We start from the raw sequence: 20,731 nt of genomic DNA on the forward strand, positions 1-20,731 counted from the left end.
GAGGCCTGATGACGCTTTATACGCTGGAAAATGAAGATCTGCGGCTTCAGGTTACGGATCAGGGCGGCGCGATTGAGGGGCTATGGTGGCAGCATCAGGGGAAAATGATCCCTGTGCTGCGCCCGGGCCTGAACAGCGGGGTGGCGGTGGAGTCTTCATGCTTCCCGCTGGTACCGTTTGGTAATCGGGTGAGCGGTAATCGGTTTCAATCGCCAGCAGGAGAGCATCAGCTACAGCCCAACGTTGAATGGGACAGTCATTACCTTCATGGTGACGGCTGGCTGAATCTCTGGCGCTGCGTTGAGCAATCGCCCGCACAGCTTAAGTTAGAGTATGTCCACCGCCAGGGCATCTATCATTATACCGTGCAGCAGATCTTTACCTTAAGCGAAAGCGGGGTTGAGGTGGAGTTGGTCGTGACTAATGATGGCGATGCGTTGCCGTTTGGTCTCGGCTGGCACCCTTATTTTCCGCTGTCGCCGGAAACTCGGGTACAGGCGCATACCACCGGCTACTGGCTTGAGAGAGAAGGCTGGCTAACCGGGGAGTATCAGGAGCGTTTGCCGCAGGCGCTGGACTTCAATCAGTCCGCGCCGTTACCTGAGCATTGGGTGAATAATGGCTTCTCCGGTTGGGATGGTGTAGCGACGATCCAACAGCCAGGGCTTGGCTATCAGCTCTCTATGACGACGGAGCCTCCTGCACCCTGTTATTTTGTTTTCGTTTCCGATCCGGCATTTGATAAGGGCTATGAGTTTGATTTCTTCTGTTTCGAGCCAATGAGCCATGCGCCGGACGATCATCATCGCCCGGCCTTTGGTCAGTTGACCATGCTGTCATGTGGTGAAAGCATACGGCAAAAAATGGTGCTGAAAATCCGTTCTGTTTAAACCTGACCTGCCCGGAGACGGGCAGGGATAACTTCATCTTGCACCCGCCCCGCTTTATCGCCAGACTGTCGCCTCCATTCGGGAGGAAATCATGGTCTTGCACTCCACGCGCTGGCTGGCGCTTAGTTATTTCACCTATTTTTTTAGCTACGGCATCTTCCTGCCATTCTGGAGCGTCTGGCTCTCCGGGCAGGGTCTGACGCCGGAAACGATCGGCATGCTGCTTGGCGCCGGACTGGTGGCGCGTTTTCTTGGCAGCTTGCTGATTGCGCCACGGGTCAGCGACCCCTCCCGGCTGATTTCGGCGCTGCGTATTCTGGCGCTGCTGACGCTTCTCTTCGCTATCGCCTTTTGGGCCGGAAACCGCGTGGCCTGGCTGATGGTGGTGATGGTCGGTTTTAACCTCTTTTTCTCACCGCTGGTACCGCTGACCGACGCGCTGGCGAATACCTGGCAAAAACAGATAACGATGGACTACGGGCGCGTGCGCTTGTGGGGGTCGATAGCCTTTGTGATTGGCTCGGCGCTGACCGGCAAACTGGTCAGCCTGTATGACTCGCGGATGATTCTGGTGATGCTCAGCCTTGGTATTGCTTCAATGCTGCTCGGCATGCTGATTAAACCCTCGGTGCAGCCGCAGGGGGAATCCCGCCAGCAGGAAGCGGCGGGGCTGTCGGCCTGGCTCGCGCTGGTGCGGCAGAGCTGGCGCTTCCTCGCCTGCGTCTGTTTGTTGCAGGGGGCGCACGCCGCCTACTATGGCTTTAGCGCTATCTACTGGCAGGAGGCGGGGTATTCGGCCTCTGCCGTGGGCTATTTATGGTCGCTGGGCGTGGTGGCGGAAGTGGTGATTTTCGCATTGAGTAAAAAGGTGTTCCGTCGCTTCAGCGCCCGCGATTTGCTGCTGCTTTCTGCGGTGTGCGGGCTGATCCGCTGGACGCTCATGGGCTGGACCACGGCGCTGCCGTGGCTGATTGTCGCGCAAATCCTGCATTGTGGGACCTTTACAGTGTGCCACCTGGCGGCGATGCGCTATATCGCCGCTCGTCAGGGTAGCGAGGTGATCCGTCTCCAGGCGGTTTACTCCGCCGTGGCGATGGGCGGCAGCATTGCGGTCATGACGGTATTTTCCGGTTTTCTCTATCAGCACCTGCACCAGGGCGTTTTCTGGGTCATGGCGCTGGTGGCTTTACCGGCGCTGGTGCTGCGGCCAAAAGCAGTGTCTTAACCCTCCAGCATTTTGCAAATCTGCTGCCGCTGATGATCGCTGAACGTCTCTTCAGCATGAAACAGCGGTGGCGAAAACAGCGGCAGCGCCGTGGTATAGGGCGTGACGATAAGTGTTATCCCCTTCGGCGCGCCCTCCTTCTGAAAAGTCCTTACGCTCAAATATTTAATATTGAGCGGTAGCAGGGTCAGCTCGCGCAGCTGTTGTTCCAGCGACTGTTCAAGACCTGGATCATCATCGGTAAGCAGGACCACCTGTTTCTCCTGCAAGTCGCCTTTTTGCATCAGCCATGCACCGAAAATTACCGCGATTAATCCGACTTCATCCTGACTAAAATGCACCTGCCAGGCAGCTTCAAAATCTTCCAGCGCAGTCTGAGTCGTGCGCATTAATCGTGGATAAAGACGGCCGATCTCCTCCGGTAGCGCGTTATCGATGCCGATAGCAAACACGCTGCGGTGCAATGCCTGAGATAGGTGGATATAGAGCTGATCGCTCAGCCCCTGCTCGTCGCTAAACGGGCGGCCCGCCAGGTTCTGGAAGCGATGAATTAATCCCGAGATCGCCAGATGCAGGCGACGGTCCTGCTGATGACCATCGCGGATCGGGTCGGGCGTTTTCAGCAGCATAAACAGCAGGGCCAGAAACAGCTGTTCCCCCGCATGCGGTGAGGCGGCAACCCGCCGCTGCCAGTGGCGGACAATCTCTTCGGCGAGAGAGAACTCGGCGGCGGTTTGCGCCCAGCGCTGTTGCTCAAGGGTAAAAGAGGGAGTCTGTCCAAGATGGTGTTGCAGCAGGCAATACTGTAAATAGAGACGCAGAAAATGCACATCGCGGCAATCAAACTGGCGGTTCATGGTCCGTGCGCAGCGGTTAACCAGCGCCTGAAGGTTGGTGTCGTCGTACAGCGTGCGTGCGATACCCTGCTGTTTAAGCTGCGTTTTTAATGCCGGGGTAAAATGATGGCTAATAAAATGCGGGCACAAGCGCAGCCCGCGGCGTAAGCCTTGCAGCAGACACAGGCGTTGATCGAGCGCGGCACCTTCCATCCGATAGCTGCCGTCCGCCTGTGACGCAAGGGTCAAGCGGTGATAACGCTGAATTTCGCGTCCTGTCTCCGCGATGTCCTGCCTGGCGGTATCCTCATCAACCTGAGTGAGGCTACCCAGCCATTCGGGCGTCACGCTTTGCCCTGGCAGATAAAACATCAGGAGCACCTGGCTACGGCGCTGTGGACTGGAAAGCACAGATGGTGGTTCAATCACTGTCATCATCCGGTTAGTCCCAGTTAGGGTTTTCGTTAAGAGTAGTTAATGTATTTAGGGTGAGCAGGGCAGTCCCGCGTCTTTACATCAGGATTGCTGGCGAGGTTCACAGAATTTTTCACGTGAGGAACAGATGAAGAGAGTGAAACAATGCGTCAGCGCGGCGTTTTTCATGTTTTTATCGCTATCAGCGGCGGCGCATCCGCACAGTTTCATCAGTTTGCAAACGGAGGCCGTGGCGGAAAACGGTCTGCTCACCGGATTTAAAATGCGCTGGACGATGGATGAAATCACCTCCGCTGACCTGCTTTACGATGCCGGTAACGCCAAACCCGGTAGTGAAATCTGGAAAAAGCTGGCGGCGGAAGTGATGGCGAACGTGCTGGGTCAGCACTATTTTAGCGAGTTGTGGCATAACGGTCAGCGGGTCAAGTTTGATAATCGCCCGGACGGCTATGGGCTTGAGCGTAGCGGTCTTCAGGCGGTGCTAACCTTCACTCTGCCGTTGGCGAAGCCGCAGCCTCTGGCTGGGCAAACCTTCACCTTCTCGACATACGATCCCACTTATTATGTTGATATGTATTACGACAAAGATTCTGACTTCGCCCTGCCAGTTGCGATAAAGGCGACGTGCGCGGCGAAAGTCATGACGCCGAAGCCCAACGAAAAAATGCTGTCCTACGCCCAGTCGCTGGATAAAGCGGATGCGCCGCCGGAAGATATGGAACTGGGGAACTACTTCGCGCAAAAGGTCACGCTGCAATGTCACTAATTTTCGCTCGAACAGGCCGTTCCTCGCGGTGGCGTCAGCTGTGGCCGCTGGCGCTTTTTATCCTGCTGGCCGCAGGCATGGGCCTCTGGCTATGGCGGGCCTGGCCTGAGGTGCTGCTGCAAAGCACTGTCTGGCAGCGGGCATTAAATCTTGAGCTGAGCCGCCTGCTGCAGGCGGTGGCGGAGAACCCGTCAGCCGCGGGACTCTCGCTGCTGGGGTTTAGCTTTGCTTACGGTATTCTGCACGCACTGGGGCCAGGGCACGGCAAGGTGGTGATTACCACCTGGCTGGCGACACATCCCTCGAAGCTGAAATCGAGTATTGGCCTGACCCTGGCGGCTTCACTGTTGCAGGGGATGGTCGCTATCGCTCTGGTAGTGGTGGTGCTCACGTTGCTACAGCTTCCGGCAAGGCAGCTGCATCAGAGTAGCTTCTGGCTGGAGAAGGGGAGCTACCTGCTGGTCGGTGCGTTGGGATTGCTGCTGTGCTGGCGGGCGCTGAAAAAGCTGCGGGCGCTGCTGCGACGGCCGAAATTTACCGCGTTTACCCCGCACCATGTACATGATGCTAACTGCGGCTGCGGGCATCAACATATGCCGGGGCCGGAGCAGATGCAAAGCGGCGACGACTGGCGCGCGCGGCTGGTGATTGTACTGTCGATGGGGATGCGACCCTGCTCAGGGGCGATTATGGTGCTGCTGTTCAGTAAGGTCATCGGCGTATTTAGCTGGGGGATGGCGGCGGCGCTGGCGATGGCGGCGGGAACCTCGCTGACGATTAGCGCTCTGGCGCTGCTGGTCCACGGTTTTCGTCAACTGGCGGTCAGGTTGAGCGCCAGGCAGGCTCCGGCGCAGTGGAAGCAGGTTGGCTGGGCAACGCTGGCGCTCGCTGGCGGCGTGATATTACTGACGGCGGCGGTAGTGATGTGGAGCAGCGCGGTGCCGGTGGGGCGGGGGTTAAGGCCATTTTAATCGGCTTTACCGGGCTGAAACCTGAAAATATCGGTGGGTGATTGTGTCATCCTTGCTTAATTCTTAGCATCCTGCAGCGCGTTTTGCATAAAGCTCACCATCGCATCCCGGTAGCGCTCGCCGTGGCGTTCGGAGAATGCATCAATATGCTCGCCATCCGGAATAAGGATTTCTTGTTTCGGCTGAGCGGCCAACTGGTAGAGTTTTTCACTGTGTTCCCAGGGAATAACGTGGTCCGCTTTACCATGAATAATCAGCACCGGGACAGGGCTGATAGAGGCGATATTACGGTCTGCGCTATAGCTATCATTGAGCAAAAAACCGCTGCCGGGGATCATTTTATTGGCGATAGCCGAATAGGAGGAAAAGGTTGAGTCGAGAATAACGGCGCGGATACCTGAGCGATCCGCTGTACGTTCGTTGACGCAATCCATGCAGGAGCCAATCGCGGCAAGGATGTTATTGCCTCCCAAGCTTTGCCCCAGCAGCACCACCAGACGTTGCGGGTTCACATCGCTGCGGTGGCGCACATAGTTGATGGCGCTTTTCGTATCGTCATATAAGCCCTGCTGCGAAGGCGTGCCTTGCGATTCACCAAATCCGCGATAGTCGAACATGAAAAGATTGTAATTGCGTTCTGGTAGCCAGCCGACTAACGGCCAGTGTGCCGACATATTTCCCGCGTTGCCATGGGCATGTATCACCGTAGCTACCGCGTTCTCTGCGGGGCCGGTGGTTGAGGGAATAAACCAGCCGTGCAGGCGGGTGCCATCTTTAGTGGTAAAAGTAACGGATTCGGCAGGCCAGGGATCCGGGCCATAGACTTTGTTATCCGGATAGTAAAAAGCATTGATGGCGACGCGAGGCAGCAGATAAACGCATACCACCGCAATACACAGGATGAAAACGTATTTGGCGCCGTGCTTGCCGCCGGGAAAAGTCATGAGTGTTTCCTTACCGCTTCCCGCTAACAGCCGTGTGGGAAAGTCGCAGTTCAATCCGTTGATAAAAGAGGAACAATCGTGTGAGAGGGAGATGCGAAAGTAAAGCGTCTGGGATCAATTTCAGAAAAGGACAGGGAAAATAACGGGTAAGCGTGCGCCTACCCGTTGAGAGGAATTAACGCTTCAGCGCTTCGCTCAGTTGTTCGCGCATATTCGCCAGCATGGCTTTTACGACGCGCGGGTTGCCTGCAACGATGTTGCCGGACATCAGATAATTATGGCCGCCGGTAAAGTCGCAAACGATCGCGCCTGCTTCACGAGCGATCAGCTCGCCTGCCGCGAAATCCCACGGTTTCAGCGCGATTTCAAAGTAGCCATCAACGCGCCCTGCGGCAACGTAGGCCAGATCCAGAGCCGCGGAACCGGTACGGCGGAAGTCCGCACATTCGGTAAACATGTTGCCGAGGATATTCATGTAAGAGGCTGCGTGCTGCTTCGCTTTGAACGGGAAGCCGGTGGCGATGATGGTGCCATCCAGATCGCGAGCGCTGCTGCCGCGCAGACGGTAGCCGTTCAGCTGTGCGCCCTGACCGCGGGTTGCGGTGAACAGTTCGTTACGCATTGGATCGTAAACCACAGCCACTTCAGTACGGCCTTTAATGCGTACGGCGATGGATACGGAGAAGTGTGGCAGACGTTTTACGAAGTTGGTGGTGCCATCCAGTGGATCGATAACCCATTGAACATCCTTATCTTCACCCTCGTGTTCACCGCTTTCTTCGGTGATGATGGTGTGCTGCGGGTAAGATTTGCGAATGGTTTCGATAATAATCGCTTCAGCGGCTTTATCGACGTTAGTCACAAAATCATTGCTGCCTTTCTGGCTGGTTTCTACGGAGTCAGGGGTTTCGTAGTGTTTGGCAATTAAATTACCCGCCTTGCGCGCTGCGCGCACGGCGATGGTCAGCATCGGATGCATCGGTCTCTCTCACTGGATGTTAAAGAACGGGAAAAAACGGCGCATATAGTAACAGTGAAATCTGCCTATGTCTCCGTTTTATGATAGCATGCATGAATAATCTTTAGCCGAAGAACCATAATGCTGCAAAATATTCGAATCGTACTGGTAGAAACCTCACACACCGGCAATATGGGCTCCGTCGCCCGCGCAATGAAAACCATGGGGTTAACCAACCTCTGGCTGGTCAACCCGCTTGTTAAACCCGATTCCCAGGCCATCGCCCTGGCGGCCGGTGCCAGCGACGTGATTGGCAACGCAAACATCGTTGATACCCTTGATGAAGCGCTGGCGGGCTGTAGCCTGGTGGTCGGTACCAGCGCGCGCTCCCGCACGCTGCCGTGGCCGATGCTCGACCCGCGTGAATGTGGCCTGAAAAGCGTCTCTGAGGCACAGCATGCGCCAGTCGCGCTGGTATTTGGTCGCGAGCGCGTTGGCCTGACTAACGACGAGTTACAGAAATGCCACTACCACGTAGCGATTGCGGCGAACCCGGAATACAGCTCGCTGAACCTGGCGATGGCGGTGCAGGTTATCTCCTACGAAGTGCGTATGGCCTGGCTGGCGGCGCAGGAACAAGACGAACCCGTCGTTGAGCACGAAGAGACCCCGTACCCGCTGGTGGATGATTTAGAGCGCTTCTACGGCCACCTCGAGCAGACGCTGCTGGCGACCGGTTTTATCCGCGCCAATCATCCGGGACAGGTGATGAACAAGCTGCGTCGTTTGTTTACCCGTGCGCGCCCGGAAAGCCAGGAGCTGAACATCCTGCGCGGGATGCTGGCGTCGATTGAGCAGCAGCAAAAGAATAAAGAGTGATCTCCCTCCTTCTCCCTGTGGGAGAGGGCCGGGGTGAGGGCATCAGGCCGCGCTGAGGTATAACGGCACTGAAAGCCAAATACTTGACTAAAACAGTCAAGTAAATAGTTGACCAATTTACTCGGGAATGTCAGACTTGCCCTTGCTATGCAATACCCATATTAATAAAAAGCCCGGGCAGGGGCGAGTTTGAGGTTAAGTAAGACATGAGACTGACATCTAAAGGGCGTTATGCCGTGACCGCGATGCTTGACGTTGCGCTCAACTCTGAATCGGGTCCGGTTCCGTTGGCTGATATTTCAGAGCGTCAGGGAATTTCGCTCTCCTATCTGGAACAGCTGTTCTCTCGCCTGCGCAAAAACGGCCTGGTATCCAGCGTCCGTGGCCCAGGCGGCGGTTATCTGTTAGGTAAAGAAGCGGGTAGCATCGCGGTTGGCGAAGTTATCAGCGCAGTAGACGAATCCGTTGACGCCACCCGTTGTCAGGGTAAAGGCGGCTGCCAGGGTGGCGATAAGTGCCTCACTCACGCGCTGTGGCGCGATCTGAGCGAGCGGCTGACCAGTTTTCTGAATAACATCACGCTGGGCGAACTGGTGAATAACCAGGAAATCCTTGATGTTTCCGGTCGTCAGCATAGTCATGAATCCCAGCGTAATACCCGTGTTCAGGACGCTATCGACGTTAAACTGCGCGCGTAGTCCTCACTTCGTTTCATCTTGCGGCTACCTGGCTGCAAGCTGAAACAGGCAGGGGAAAAGATTATAAAAAAGATTTTCGAATCAGGCCGGGATGTTTCGATATCCCGTCTACTCGGTCGTACATCCAACCGGTAGCCTGGTTCATTGCATTGAAGCGATGTACGGAGTTTATAGAGCAATGAAATTACCGATCTATCTCGATTACTCCGCAACCACGCCGGTGGACCCGCGTGTTGCCGAGAAAATGATGCAGTGTTTAACCCTGGACGGAAACTTTGGTAACCCGGCCTCCCGTTCACACCGTTTTGGCTGGCATGCTGAAGAGGCGGTAGATATCGCCCGTAATCAGATTGCCGATCTGGTCGGTGCTGACCCGCGTGAAATCGTCTTTACCTCCGGTGCGACTGAGTCCGACAACCTGGCGATTAAAGGTGCAGCCAACTTTTATCAGAAAAAAGGCAAGCACATCATCACCAGCAAAACCGAACACAAAGCCGTGCTGGACACCTGTCGTCAGCTCGAGCGCGAAGGGTTTGAAGTGACTTACCTCGCTCCGCAGCCTAACGGCATTATCGATCTGAAAGAACTCGAAGCGGCGATGCGTGATGACACCATCCTGGTCTCCATCATGCACGTTAACAACGAAATCGGCGTAGTGCAGGATATTGCGACCATCGGCGAACTGTGCCGTGCCCGCGGTATCATCTATCACGTTGATGCGACTCAGAGCGTGGGCAAACTGCCTATCGATCTGAGCCAGCTGAAAGTTGACCTGATGTCCTTCTCTGGTCACAAAATTTATGGTCCGAAAGGCATCGGCGCGCTGTACGTGCGTCGCAAACCGCGTATCCGTATCGAAGCTCAGATGCACGGCGGCGGTCACGAGCGCGGCATGCGTTCCGGTACTCTGCCTGTCCACCAGATCGTCGGTATGGGTGAAGCTTACCGTATCGCGAAAGAAGAGATGGAAACCGAGATGGCGCGTCTGCGCGGTCTGCGTAACCGTCTGTGGGAAGGCGTGAAAGATATGGAAGAGGTGTATCTGAACGGTGACCTCGAGCAGGGCGCGCCGAACATTCTCAACGTCAGCTTTAACTACGTTGAAGGCGAGTCGCTGATTATGGCGCTGAAAGACCTGGCGGTTTCCTCCGGTTCTGCCTGTACGTCTGCAAGCCTTGAGCCATCCTACGTGCTGCGCGCGCTGGGCATGACTGATGAGCTGGCGCACAGCTCCATTCGTTTCTCTTTAGGTCGTTTCACTACCGAAGAAGAGATTGACTACACCATCAAGCTGGTTCGTAACTCCATCGGCCGTCTGCGCGATCTTTCTCCGTTGTGGGAAATGTTCAAACAGGGCGTGGATATCAACAGCATTGAATGGTCACATCACTAATTCGGCACCAATAAGGAGAATTCATCATGGCTTACAGCGAAAAAGTAATCGATCATTACGAAAATCCACGTAACGTGGGTTCTTTCGATAACAGCGACGAAAGCGTCGGTAGTGGCATGGTCGGTGCACCGGCATGCGGCGACGTGATGAAGTTGCAGATTAAAGTCAACAATGAAGGTATCATTGAAGACGCGCGTTTCAAGACCTACGGCTGCGGTTCCGCCATTGCCTCCAGCTCCCTGGTCACCGAGTGGGTGAAAGGGAAATCACTGGACGAAGCACAGGCGATTAAAAACACCGATATTGCAGACGAGCTTGAACTGCCACCGGTGAAAATTCACTGCTCTATCCTGGCGGAAGACGCGATTAAAGCCGCGATTGCGGATTACAAAAGCAAACGTGAAGCGAAATAATTAAGAGGTTATTGTATGTCGATTACTCTTAGCGACAGCGCAGCGTCGCGAGTTAATACCTTCCTGGCCAACCGTGGCAAAGGCTTTGGCCTGCGTTTAGGTGTTCGCACCTCGGGCTGTTCAGGCATGGCCTACGTGCTGGAATTTGTTGACGAGCCGGCGGCAGAAGACACCGTGTTTGAAGATAAAGGTGTCAAGGTAGTGATCGACGGCAAAAGCCTGCAGTTCCTTGACGGCACTCAGCTGGACTTCGTCAAAGAAGGTCTGAACGAAGGGTTTAAGTTCACCAACCCTAATGTGAAAGACGAGTGCGGCTGCGGCGAAAGCTTTAACGTGTAATCGGTTATCCCTGACCCCACCGTAGCCTTGCTATGCGTGGGGTTTGCTTTATCTCGTTAACCCTGAGGTTGCTATGGACTATTTTACCCTCTTCGGGTTACCGGCCAGCTATACCCTTTCATTAGAACCCCTGGCTGCCCGGTATCAGGATTTACAGCGCCAGTACCACCCCGATAAATTCGCCAACGGCAGCGCAGCTGAACAGCTTGCCGCGGTGCAGCAATCTGCGACTATCAACCAGGCATGGCAAACCCTTCGCCATCCGTTGACCCGCGCCGAATATCTCCTTTCGCTTCACGGTTTTGATCTCGCCAGCGAGCAGCACACCGTGCGTGATACCGCGTTCCTGATGGAACAACTGGAACTTCGCGAAGAGCTCGATGAGATAGGCAAGGCGCAAGATGAAGCGCGTCTGGAAAGTTTTATCAAGCGGGTAAAAGCGCTGTTTGATACCCGCCATCAGCTGATGGTTGAACAACTGAATAACGAGGCGTGGGATGCGGCAGCGGATACTGTACGCAAGCTACGTTTTCTCGATAAACTGCGAAGCAGTGCGGAACAACTCGAAGAAAAACTGCTCGATTTTTAATTTTCGGAAGCAATTATGGCCTTATTACAAATTAGTGAGCCTGGTCTGAGTGCCGCGCCGCACCAGCGTCGTCTGGCGGCGGGTATTGACCTTGGCACCACCAATTCACTGGTTGCTACCGTGCGTAGCGGCCAGGCTGAAACGTTGGCCGATAATCAAGGGCGCTATCTTCTGCCGTCGGTTGTTAACTATCAGGCCTCAGGTTTGACGGTAGGCTATGACGCGCGACAAAACGCGGCCCAGGACCCGGTCAACACCGTCAGCTCCGTCAAACGCATGATGGGGCGTTCTCTTAGCGATATTCAGGCGCGCTACCCACATCTGCCTTATCAGCTGCAGGCAAGTGAAAACGGCCTGCCGATGATTCAGACCGCTGGCGGCCTGCTCAACCCGATTCGCGTTTCAGCCGATATCCTGAAGGCACTTGCCGAACGCGCTACCGAAGCGCTGGCGGGCGAGCTTGACGGGGTGGTGATTACCGTTCCGGCCTACTTCGACGATGCCCAGCGTCAGGGGACTAAAGACGCGGCGCGTCTGGCGGGCCTGCACGTGTTGCGTCTGCTGAACGAACCGACCGCGGCGGCGATTGCCTACGGCCTGGACTCCGGTCAGGAAGGGGTGATTGCGGTTTACGACCTCGGCGGCGGCACTTTTGATATCTCCGTGCTGCGCTTAAGCCGCGGCGTGTTTGAAGTGCTGGCGACCGGCGGCGATTCCGCGCTCGGCGGCGACGATTTTGATCACCTGTTGGCCGATCATATCCGCGAACAGGCGGGTATTGCCGATCGTAGCGACAACCGCCTGCAGCGTGAACTGCTCGATGCGGCTATCGCTGCGAAGATTGCCCTAAGCGATGCCGATGTGGCGCGCGTGGACGTTGGCGGCTGGCAGGGCGAAATTACCCGCAACCAGTTTAACGATCTCATCTCCGCTCTGGTGAAACGCACTTTGCTGGCCTGCCGTCGCGCATTGAAAGATGCGGGCGTTGAGGCGCAAGAGGTGCTGGAAGTGGTGATGGTTGGCGGTTCAACCCGCGTACCGCTGGTCCGTGAACGCGTGGGCGAGTTCTTTGGCCGCACGCCGCTGACCTCTATTGACCCGGACAAAGTCGTTGCCATCGGCGCGGCGATTCAGGCGGATATCCTGGTCGGCAATAAGCCGGACAGTGAACTGCTGCTGCTTGACGTTATCCCGCTCTCTCTTGGGCTGGAAACTATGGGCGGCCTGGTGGAGAAAGTCATCCCGCGCAATACCACCATTCCGGTGGCGCGCGCGCAGGAGTTCACCACCTTCAAAGATGGCCAGACGGCGATGTCTATCCACGTGATGCAGGGGGAGCGCGAGCTGGTGCAGGACTGCCGCTCCCTGGCGCGCTTTGCGCTACGTGGGATCCCGGCGCTACCGGCGGGCGGGGCGCATATTCGCGTCACCTTCCAGGTGGATGCTGACGGCCTGCTGAGCGTGACGGCGATGGAAAAATCGACCGGCGTTGAGGCCTCCATCCAGGTGAAACCGTCCTACGGTCTGACCGATGGCGAGATCGCCAACATGATTAAAGATTCGATGAGCTACGCCGAGCAGGACGTTCAGGCGCGTATGCTGGCTGAGCAAAAAGTCGAAGCCGCGCGCGTTCTGGAAAGTCTGGTAAGCGCGCTGGCCGTCGACGCCGCGCTGTTAAGCGCCGCAGAGCGTCAGGCTATCGATGACGCCGCGGAGCAGGTTCGTTCCGCAGCGGTAGGCGATGACGCCGATGCTATTAAAGAAGCGATTAAAAATATCGACACACAAACCCAGGAATTTGCCGCTCGCCGTATGGACCAATCGGTCCGTACCGCGCTGAAAGGCCAATCCGTGGACGAGGTTTAAAATGCCAAAAATTGTTTTTCTGCCCCACCAGGACCTGTGTCCGGATGGCGTAGTTGTGGAAGCTAAGATCGGTGAGACTATCCTTGATGCTGCCCTGCGTAGCGGTATCGAGATTGAACACGCCTGCGAAAAATCCTGTGCCTGCACCACCTGCCACTGTATCGTGCGTGAAGGCTTTGACTCGCTGGCTGAAAGTACCGAAGATGAAGACGACATGCTGGATAAGGCCTGGGGGCTTGAGCCCGACAGCCGTCTGAGCTGCCAGGCGCGCGTGACTGATGACGATTTGGTCGTCGAAATTCCGCGCTACACCATCAACCACGCACGCGAGCATTAATATGGGACTGAAATGGACCGATAGTCGTGAAATCGGCGAAGCGCTGTACGACGCTTTCCCGGATCTCGACCCGAAAACCGTTCGCTTCACCGATCTGCATCAGTGGATTTGCGAGCTGGAAGAGTTTAATGACGATCCAAACTCATCCAATGAAAAAATTCTGGAGGCGATTCTGCTAGTCTGGTTAGACGAAGCAGAATAATTTTCGCGTCATGATTTATGCGGCTTTAAGTCGGATGAATCAATGAGCGAAAGAACTTTACGGGCTGCCATACGGTGGCCCGTTTGCTAAGAAGGATAATGATAATGACCGAAGCTATGAAGATTACGCTGACCGCTCAGCCAGCCGATGCGCGCTGGGGAGAAAAAGCGTCTTACAGCATTAATAACGACGGCATCACCCTGCACCTGAACGGCAAAGACGACCTGGGTTTGATCCAGCGCGCGGCGCGTAAAATTGACGGCATGGGCATCAAACACGTCGCGCTCGATGGCGAAGGCTGGAATACAGACCGCGCGTGGGCGTTCTGGGCGGGTTATAAAGGTCCGAAAGGCAGCCGTAAAGTTGAGTGGCCAACTCTGGACGACGCGCAGAAAAGCGAGCTGGATAGCCGCCTGAGCATTATCGACTGGGTGCGCGACACCATTAATGCCCCGGCTGAAGAGTTAGGGCCGGAGCAACTGGCGCAGCGCGCGGTTGACCTGCTGTGCAGCGTCGGTTGCGACAACGTTTCTTATCGCATCACCAAAGGCGAAGACCTGCGCGAGCAGAACTACCTCGGTCTGCACACCGTTGGTCGCGGCTCCGAGCGTCCGCCAGTCCTGCTGGCGCTGGACTATAACCCAACCGGTGATAAAGCCGCTCCGGTTTACGCCTGCCTGGTGGGCAAAGGCATCACTTTCGATTCCGGCGGCTACAGCATCAAGCAAAGCGCCTTTATGGACTCAATGAAGTCCGATATGGGGGGGGCGGCGACGGTAACCGGCGCGCTGGCGTTTGCTATTACTCGCGGCCTGAACAAACGCGTGAAGCTGTACCTGTGCTGTGCTGATAACCTGATTAGCGGCAACGCCTTCAAGCTTGGCGACATTATTCGCTATCGCAACGGCAAAACCGTTGAAATCATGAATACTGATGCCGAAGGTCGTCTGGTGCTGGCGGATGGCCTGATTGATGCTTGTGCACAGAAACCTGAGCTGATTATCGACGCTGCTACCCTCACTGGTGCCGCAAAAACCGCGCTGGGCAATGATTATCATGCGCTATTCAGCTTTGATGACAATCTGGCGAATCGTCTGCTGGCAAGCGCTCAGGCCGAGAACGAAGCGTTCTGGCGTCTACCGCTGGCAGAGTTCCACCGTGGCCAGCTGCCGTCGAACTTTGCGGAACTGAACAATACTGGCAGCGCGGCCTATCCGGCGGGTGCCAGCACGGCGGCAGGCTTCCTGTCCCACTTTGTCGAGAACTATCATGAAGGCTGGCTGCATATCGACTGCTCAGCGACCTACCGCAAATCTGCCGTTGAGCAGTGGTCGGCGGGCGCGACAGGCCTTGGCGTGCGCACCATTGCGAATTTGCTGACTGCGGAATAACCTTTTCCCCTCACCCTAACCCTCTCCCCAAGGGGAGAGGGGACTGTCCGGTTTTCTCCCCCATATCGCGGATTGGGGGACTGTCCGGTTTTATCCCTCGCCCCTTGGGGAAAGGGCCGGGGTGAGGGGGGATCCACCGATCTGGAACCACTATGTCTGAAATCAAAAACGAACTCGAAACTCTGCTGGAGAAGGCGGCCACCGAGCCAGGCCATCGTCCGGCGTTTTTCCGCACGCTGCTGGAAGCCACCGTCTGGGTGCCTGGCGCAGGCGCGCCGGGCGAGCAGGTCGTCGAAGACAGCGTGCTGGATTTGCAGCACTGGGAAAAAGATGACGGCACGTCGGTTATTCCTTTTTTCACCTCGCTGGAAGCGCTGCAACAGGCCGTGGAAGACGAGCAGTCTTTTGTGGTGATGCCGGTGCGCACGCTGTTCGCTATGACCCTCGGCGAGACGCTGTATCTCAATGCCAAACTGCCGACCGGCAAAGAGTTTGCGCCGCGTGAGATTAGCCACCTGCTGGGCGAAGAAGGTAGCCCGTTGAGTACCCAGACCGTGCTCGAAGGCGGCGCGCCGCTGCTGTTGTCCGAAGTTGCTGAACCGCCTGCGCAGATGGTTGATTCGCTGACTACGCTGTTCAAGACGCTGAAAACGGTGAAACGCGCGTTTTTATGCTCGATTAAAGACAGCGCCGATGCGCCAGCTAACCTGCTGATTGGTATTGAAGCGGAAGGCGACATCGAGGAGATCATTCAGGCAACCGGCAGCGTAGCGACCGATACGCTTCCCGGCGACGAACCAATTGATATCTGCCAGGTGGTGGAGGGCGAAAAGGGCATCAGCCACTTTATGATTGCCCACATCACGCCGTTCTATGAAAAGCGCTGGGGCAGCTTCCTGCGCGACTTTAAGCAGAATCGTATTATCTGAACTGCACGGGGCTTGCGCCCCGTTTTCGAACCAACAGCGCTAATTCTTCATATAGGGAGCCATGCTCTCAACCATATATTGCGATGCGCCATCGCCTTGCGCCGCCGAACGTTTATACAGTTCGTAAGCTTCTTGATAATCAGGTTTCATGCCCTTACCTTTTTCATACATAAAGGCCAGCGCGCGGATAGCAACGGTATAATCCTGATCTGCTGCCTTTTCGTACCAGAATTTCGCTTTAACATAATCGATATGTTTATCGCCACCATCATCATAAGAAGCGGCTAACTCGTATTGCTCACCGGCGTCCACAGGATTAGCGAGATCTGGCGCAGGGGCCAGGGCGCGTTTTGCTTCCGGGGTTTGCAGCGCGCTCTGGCAGGTGGGATCGTTTTGGATTTCTTCCACTCCCCGTAGAGCTTTCGATGTCGCGGATTTTTGATACAACTTGATTGCCTTCAGGCAGTCTTTATCGACCCCTGTACCGGTGTGGTACATACTAGCCAGCTTGTCTTCGGCAGAGTCATAACCTTGGGTGGCAGCCTTTTTAAGCCAGCTTAAAGCATTCTGATTATCGTTTTTGTTAAGATATCGCAAGGCGAGGATGTATTGTGATTTCGGATAATTATGCCGCGCCGATTTTTCAATCCAGCGTTCTGATTCCTGAGTATCTTTTGCAACGCCAATACCTTCGGCGTAAAACCCGGAGATTTCATATTCTAACTGCGCATTTCCTTCCTGGTAATGCGACATAATAAAACTGAACGCTTCCTTCGCTTCCGGTCCGTCATATTTCAGATTGTCACCGCTGGTGCTGATAATCGCACGATAGCGCCAGGCTAAATCATTTAAAGCATCAATATCACCCTGACTGGCCTTCTCTTTGAGTGGTTCAATTTTTGTTTTAAAAAGTGTTTCATAATCATTGGCATAACAGTGGGAGGTGCTAAATATACTGAGCACAGAGAAAAGCGATGCGCAGATTAAACTGCGCATTGTTAAATATTTCATATAATTTCCTTATAATAAAAATCCATTGTTTAAATACAAAGAAGGCTGCCATTAATGGCAGCCTTCTATTGAGAAACTGTCTGAACGAAACGAATAATTATCTACTGCGCCGGTTCAATCGGCAAATCCGTCCGTGCGCCCCATTCGCTCCATGAGCCGTCATACAGGCAAACGCCGTTGACGCCCAGGGTCGTTAGTGCCAGTACAACTACGGATGCCGTCACGCCGGAGCCGCAGCTGGCAATGATGGGGCGTTCAAAATCCACGCCCTGACGCGCAAAGATCTCATTTAGCTCATCGACGGTTTTCAGCTCGCCGTTTATTACCAATTCTGTCCACGGCACGTTTAATGCACCGGGGATATGCCCGCTGCGCAAACCAGCGCGGGGTTCAGCCACGAGACCATTAAAGCGCCCTGCCGGGCGAGCATCAACGATCTGCGCCGATCCTTCATGGCTTACCAGCAGCACATCGGTCAGACGCTTGATCACCAGCGGATCGAAGCGGCCGTCAAAATCACCTTCCGGCAATTCAGGAAGACTTTGCTCCAGCGGTAGCTCATCGCGACGCCAGCCTTCGAGGCCACCCGCAAGTATCGAAACTTTTTCGACACCGAAAGTACGCAACATCCACCATGCGCGCGGTGCGGAGAAGAGATTACCTTCATCGTATACCACCAGATGCCTATCACTGTTGACGCCAAGTTCACGCATTGCAACGGCAAAAGCCTCCGGGCGCGGCATCATGTGCGGTAGCGGGCTGGTGTGGTCTGACAGGGCTTCAATATCGAAAAAAACGGCGCCAGGAACATGGCCTGCCAGGTACTCAGCGTTAAGGTCCCGATCGTCCTGCCCCGGTGGCGCCATGCGCGCATCGATAATTTGGATTTCCGGGTCATCAATATGTTCCGCCAGCCAATCGGCAGCGACAAAAAACGAGGTAGACATAGGTGCCTCCGTGTCATCAACAATAGAGTGATTGTTGTTGTTTTTAACGATATCGACAAGGCATTTTCAAGAGGATACGGCGGGAATGTGATATTCCCCCGAACGGCGTCGGGGGAGTAGCCTGTTAAAACTGGCTTTGCTGCAGGTAGCGCCAGGCGTACTGTGCATACAGCTCAGCGCCGTTTTTCATCACCTGCTCATCAATATTAAAGCAGCCATGATGGTGCGCATAATCGCTGCCTTTCTCTTTGTTACCTGAGCCGAGCAGCGCGAAAGCACCGGGGATATTCTCCATATAAAAACTGAAATCTTCTCCGCCGGTGGTGGGCTTTTCGTTGAAAAGAACCTTGTCGCCAAACGCATCGCGGATAACCGACTGCGCCAGCAGCGCGCTGCGCTCCTCGTTGATCACCGGCAGCGTACCGTAGCAGTAGTCAACCTGAGCGGTCGCGCCGTACACGGCGGCGGTATGCTCTGCATAGCGGGTAATTGCCGCTTCCAGACGCTGACGCGCTTCAATGCTGAAGCAGCGCACAGTGCCATCAAGAACGGCGTTTTCGGCGATGACGTTAAAGCGCGTGCCGACGTCCATTCTGCCGATGGTTACCACGGCGGACTCCAGCGGCGAGGTCTCGCGCGCCACGATAGCCTGGAGGTTCATCACGAAAGCGGAAGCGACAACCGCCGCATCGACGCACGCTTCCGGCATCGAGCCGTGGCCACCACGGCCGCGAAACGTCACCTTGAGTAAATCCGCGGAGGCAAATGACGAACCGACGTTGCAGGAAACCTTACCGGATGGCGTGCCCGACCAGATATGCATCCCAAAAACGTTGTCCACGTTGTCGATGGCTCCCTGCTGGATCATCGCTTTGGCCCCTTCCGCAATCTCTTCCGCAGGCTGAAAAATCAAGCGTACGTTGCCCGTAAGCTGCTCGCGGATTTCATACAGCGCGTGGGCAGCGGTCAGCAGCATGGCGGTATGGGCGTCATGGCCGCAAGCGTGCATTTTACCTGTGGTTTGTGATTTGTAGCTGAGCTGGTCGTTGAGTTCCAGCACCGGCAAGGCGTCCATGTCGGCGCGCAGGGCCACGGTTTTACCCGGCTGACCGCCAATAATATCGGCGATAATTCCGGTGGGTTGGGTGCGACGAAAGGGGATGCCGATGGCTTCCAGTTCAGCGGCGACGCGATCGGTGGTGCGCTTCTCCTCCCACGGCAGTTCCGGATGGGCGTGCAGGTCGCGACGAAAAGCGATCATTGCCGGTTCTTCTCTGGCAATAATCTCGGTAATGGCAGGGTTAATCATCAATGACTCCATAAATAGCTAAAAATTCAACGCGCTCAACCGGCAACCGGCGTCAGGTAGCCGACCAATATTCCGGCTAATACCACCGAAACCATGGTGACGGAGACGAACCCACCGACCAGCATTGGGCCCAGCATATGGTGAGTTAGCATCTGGCGCTCTTTTTCATCATGGGTGAGGGCGTTGATGGCCTCGTTGGTAATAATGTAGTCCGCAGGAAAACCATAAAGCGCGGTCAGGGAGATGGCGAATGACATCGGGCCGCTGACGCCAAGCAGTTTCCCAACCAGCCAGGAGACGATAAACATGCCAATAACCGCCGTGGCGATGAGCACTACCATCGGGAAAAGCAGGCGCAGCAGCATCTCCGGAGTCGCTTTATTCAGCGTATCAAAAATAAATAGCATCAATGCCATGATCGCGAAACCAAAACCGTTAGCTTTATGCAGGGTGTGCTTTTCGAGGAAGCCTAAGGAGGTAAAGACCACGCCAAAAAACAAGCACAGTACAAACGGGCTGATATTGACGATGGGTTTGGCAAGGTCAGCAACAAACCAAGCCAGACAGCCGACCAGCGCCAGACGCAGGAATTTAAAGTAGTTGCTGTTATAGCTGCCGGGGATTTTGCTGAACAGGCGCGGCATTTTCTCTTCCCCGACCGCCAGCATCGCGTGTTCATCCGGGATGTCATCAGCGCGGTGCTCTCCGCTGCGGTAGCGGGCCAGCAGCGTTTTGCCTTCGCGCTGCAGCATAATGGCGGTCAGCGGATACCCGGCAAACCCTTGCATCACGTAGATCAAAATGGCAAACACCGACAGATCGACCAGACCGGCGTTGCTTGCGCCTTGCGACATAATCAGCGAGGAAACAATGCCGCCAACCAGCGGAGGAATGGTAACCAGCGCGGTATTGCGGTCAAACATCACCATGCATACCGCAAAAACGGCGGTCGTGATTCCGGCAATACCGGCGAGGGAGATAACCACGGTTTTCCACTGTTGGGCCAGCTCTTTAAGCGACAGCAGAGTACCCATATTGGTGATTAACAGATACATCAGCATTATGGCAACCGGCGTACCGATTCCGGCCCGGCTGATAATATCCGCAGGAAAAAATGTCCAGTAGCCAACCAGAAACAGAACTGCGCAGACAAATACCGAGGGAATCCAGGCTTTTGTGCGGGTAGAAACAACGTCGCCGATATAAAGAATAAAAACAATAATCGACAGTGCGACCATTTGTGACATAAATAACTTCCATATTATTTATCCCATATATGTTTATGGGACGGGTGGATGTTGTGTTATCAGGTAACTGCGGAACGTGCAGATAATATCTTCGCCATGAGGTCATTTATGCTTTAGAGGCGTTGATATATATCAAATAATTGAAAATGCGAGAGT

Annotated in this window: 22 protein-coding genes; 15 read left to right on the top strand and 7 right to left on the bottom strand. The window is 55.2% G+C overall.

Annotated elements, in window-relative coordinates; genetic code table 11:
• Positions 1-8: 8 nt before the first annotated feature.
• Entirely contained in the window at positions 9-890 is an 882-nt protein-coding gene (locus ACMYSL_RS07740) for an aldose 1-epimerase (RefSeq protein WP_434662071.1), read from the top strand.
• A 91-nt stretch (positions 891-981) separates the two neighbouring features.
• On the top strand, positions 982-2,115 hold the full coding sequence (locus tag ACMYSL_RS07745) for a 3-phenylpropionate MFS transporter (protein ID WP_181485321.1): 1,134 nt from the start codon (positions 982-984) through the stop codon (positions 2,113-2,115).
• Here the strand turns inward: ACMYSL_RS07745 and csiE are convergent.
• Positions 2,112-3,389, bottom strand: a complete 1,278-nt coding sequence (csiE, locus tag ACMYSL_RS07750) for a stationary phase inducible protein CsiE (protein ID WP_182207558.1) — start codon at positions 3,387-3,389, stop codon at positions 2,112-2,114. The two genes, ACMYSL_RS07745 and csiE, sit on opposite strands and share 4 nt — an antisense overlap.
• Positions 3,390-3,513: 124 nt before the next feature.
• Between csiE and ACMYSL_RS07755 the strand changes: the two genes are divergently transcribed.
• Together ACMYSL_RS07755 and ACMYSL_RS07760 are read left to right on the top strand one after the other, a co-directional pair.
• On the top strand, positions 3,514-4,152 hold the full coding sequence (locus tag ACMYSL_RS07755) for a DUF1007 family protein (protein ID WP_434662072.1): 639 nt from the start codon (positions 3,514-3,516) through the stop codon (positions 4,150-4,152).
• The gene (locus ACMYSL_RS07760) at positions 4,143-5,123 is read left to right on the top strand and encodes a nickel/cobalt transporter (RefSeq protein ID WP_434662074.1); all 981 of its coding nucleotides are present in this window, start codon (positions 4,143-4,145) and stop codon (positions 5,121-5,123) included. The genes ACMYSL_RS07755 and ACMYSL_RS07760 overlap by 10 nt, the downstream gene beginning before the upstream one ends.
• Positions 5,124-5,179: 56 nt before the next feature.
• Here ACMYSL_RS07760 and ACMYSL_RS07765 read toward each other — a convergent pair whose 3' ends face one another.
• Positions 5,180-6,067 carry an alpha/beta hydrolase gene (locus ACMYSL_RS07765; protein WP_434662076.1) on the bottom strand — a complete coding sequence of 296 codons (888 nt, stop codon included), beginning with the start codon at positions 6,065-6,067 and terminating at the stop codon, positions 5,180-5,182.
• Between the two features lie 175 nt (positions 6,068-6,242).
• A complete protein-coding gene (gene suhB / locus ACMYSL_RS07770) occupies positions 6,243-7,046 on the bottom strand; it encodes an inositol-1-monophosphatase (RefSeq protein WP_182207554.1) in 804 nt (267 codons plus the stop codon).
• A gap of 120 nt (positions 7,047-7,166) precedes the next feature.
• Between suhB and trmJ the strand changes: the two genes are divergently transcribed.
• The 11 genes from trmJ (at position 7,167) to sseB (ending at position 16,061) form a co-directional block, all read left to right on the top strand.
• Positions 7,167-7,904: a tRNA (cytosine(32)/uridine(32)-2'-O)-methyltransferase TrmJ gene (gene trmJ / locus ACMYSL_RS07775; protein WP_110272089.1), complete on the top strand. Its 738-nt coding sequence runs from the start codon at positions 7,167-7,169 to the stop codon at positions 7,902-7,904.
• Between the two features lie 206 nt (positions 7,905-8,110).
• Positions 8,111-8,602: a Fe-S cluster assembly transcriptional regulator IscR gene (gene iscR / locus ACMYSL_RS07780; protein WP_112215455.1), complete on the top strand. Its 492-nt coding sequence runs from the start codon at positions 8,111-8,113 to the stop codon at positions 8,600-8,602.
• Positions 8,603-8,780: 178 nt separating this feature from the next.
• On the top strand, positions 8,781-9,995 hold the full coding sequence (iscS, locus tag ACMYSL_RS07785; RefSeq protein ID WP_142513083.1) for a cysteine desulfurase: 1,215 nt from the start codon (positions 8,781-8,783) through the stop codon (positions 9,993-9,995).
• A gap of 26 nt (positions 9,996-10,021) precedes the next feature.
• Positions 10,022-10,408: a Fe-S cluster assembly scaffold IscU gene (iscU, locus tag ACMYSL_RS07790; protein ID WP_005120408.1), complete on the top strand. Its 387-nt coding sequence runs from the start codon at positions 10,022-10,024 to the stop codon at positions 10,406-10,408.
• A 15-nt stretch (positions 10,409-10,423) separates the two neighbouring features.
• Complete coding sequence (gene iscA, locus ACMYSL_RS07795; protein ID WP_110272092.1) at positions 10,424-10,747, top strand: iron-sulfur cluster assembly protein IscA; 324 nt, start codon at positions 10,424-10,426, stop codon at positions 10,745-10,747.
• Positions 10,748-10,820: 73 nt separating this feature from the next.
• Positions 10,821-11,336, top strand: coding sequence for a co-chaperone HscB (gene hscB / locus ACMYSL_RS07800; RefSeq protein ID WP_181485330.1), 516 nt, complete (start codon positions 10,821-10,823; stop codon positions 11,334-11,336).
• 15 nt (positions 11,337-11,351) lie between these two features.
• Positions 11,352-13,202 carry a Fe-S protein assembly chaperone HscA gene (gene hscA, locus ACMYSL_RS07805; protein ID WP_434662079.1) on the top strand — a complete coding sequence of 617 codons (1,851 nt, stop codon included), beginning with the start codon at positions 11,352-11,354 and terminating at the stop codon, positions 13,200-13,202.
• A gap of 1 nt (position 13,203) precedes the next feature.
• Positions 13,204-13,539: an ISC system 2Fe-2S type ferredoxin gene (gene fdx, locus ACMYSL_RS07810; protein WP_110272096.1), complete on the top strand. Its 336-nt coding sequence runs from the start codon at positions 13,204-13,206 to the stop codon at positions 13,537-13,539.
• A gap of 1 nt (position 13,540) precedes the next feature.
• Positions 13,541-13,741, top strand: a complete 201-nt coding sequence (gene iscX, locus ACMYSL_RS07815) for a Fe-S cluster assembly protein IscX (protein ID WP_434662082.1) — start codon at positions 13,541-13,543, stop codon at positions 13,739-13,741.
• Positions 13,742-13,845: 104 nt separating this feature from the next.
• Positions 13,846-15,132 carry an aminopeptidase PepB gene (pepB, locus tag ACMYSL_RS07820; protein WP_182207551.1) on the top strand — a complete coding sequence of 429 codons (1,287 nt, stop codon included), beginning with the start codon at positions 13,846-13,848 and terminating at the stop codon, positions 15,130-15,132.
• 152 nt (positions 15,133-15,284) lie between these two features.
• Positions 15,285-16,061: an enhanced serine sensitivity protein SseB gene (sseB, locus tag ACMYSL_RS07825; RefSeq protein ID WP_304252790.1), complete on the top strand. Its 777-nt coding sequence runs from the start codon at positions 15,285-15,287 to the stop codon at positions 16,059-16,061.
• A gap of 39 nt (positions 16,062-16,100) precedes the next feature.
• Here the strand turns inward: sseB and ACMYSL_RS07830 are convergent, their stop codons facing one another.
• The 4 genes from ACMYSL_RS07830 to ACMYSL_RS07845 all read right to left on the bottom strand — a co-directional run bounded on the left by ACMYSL_RS07830 (position 16,101) and on the right by ACMYSL_RS07845 (position 20,575).
• Positions 16,101-17,072: a tetratricopeptide repeat protein gene (locus ACMYSL_RS07830; RefSeq protein WP_434662084.1), complete on the bottom strand. Its 972-nt coding sequence runs from the start codon at positions 17,070-17,072 to the stop codon at positions 16,101-16,103.
• Between the two features lie 101 nt (positions 17,073-17,173).
• Positions 17,174-18,019, bottom strand: coding sequence for a 3-mercaptopyruvate sulfurtransferase (gene sseA, locus ACMYSL_RS07835; protein WP_304252783.1), 846 nt, complete (start codon positions 18,017-18,019; stop codon positions 17,174-17,176).
• 124 nt (positions 18,020-18,143) lie between these two features.
• The gene (locus tag ACMYSL_RS07840; RefSeq protein ID WP_434662086.1) at positions 18,144-19,328 is read right to left on the bottom strand and encodes an amidohydrolase; all 1,185 of its coding nucleotides are present in this window, start codon (positions 19,326-19,328) and stop codon (positions 18,144-18,146) included.
• Positions 19,329-19,363: 35 nt separating this feature from the next.
• Positions 19,364-20,575: a hypothetical protein gene (locus tag ACMYSL_RS07845; protein ID WP_182207545.1), complete on the bottom strand. Its 1,212-nt coding sequence runs from the start codon at positions 20,573-20,575 to the stop codon at positions 19,364-19,366.
• Positions 20,576-20,731 lie beyond the last annotated feature (156 nt).

It is taken from the genome of Klebsiella sp. MISC125 (genome assembly GCF_051131775.1).
Classification (GTDB): Bacteria; Pseudomonadota; Gammaproteobacteria; order Enterobacterales; family Enterobacteriaceae; genus Klebsiella.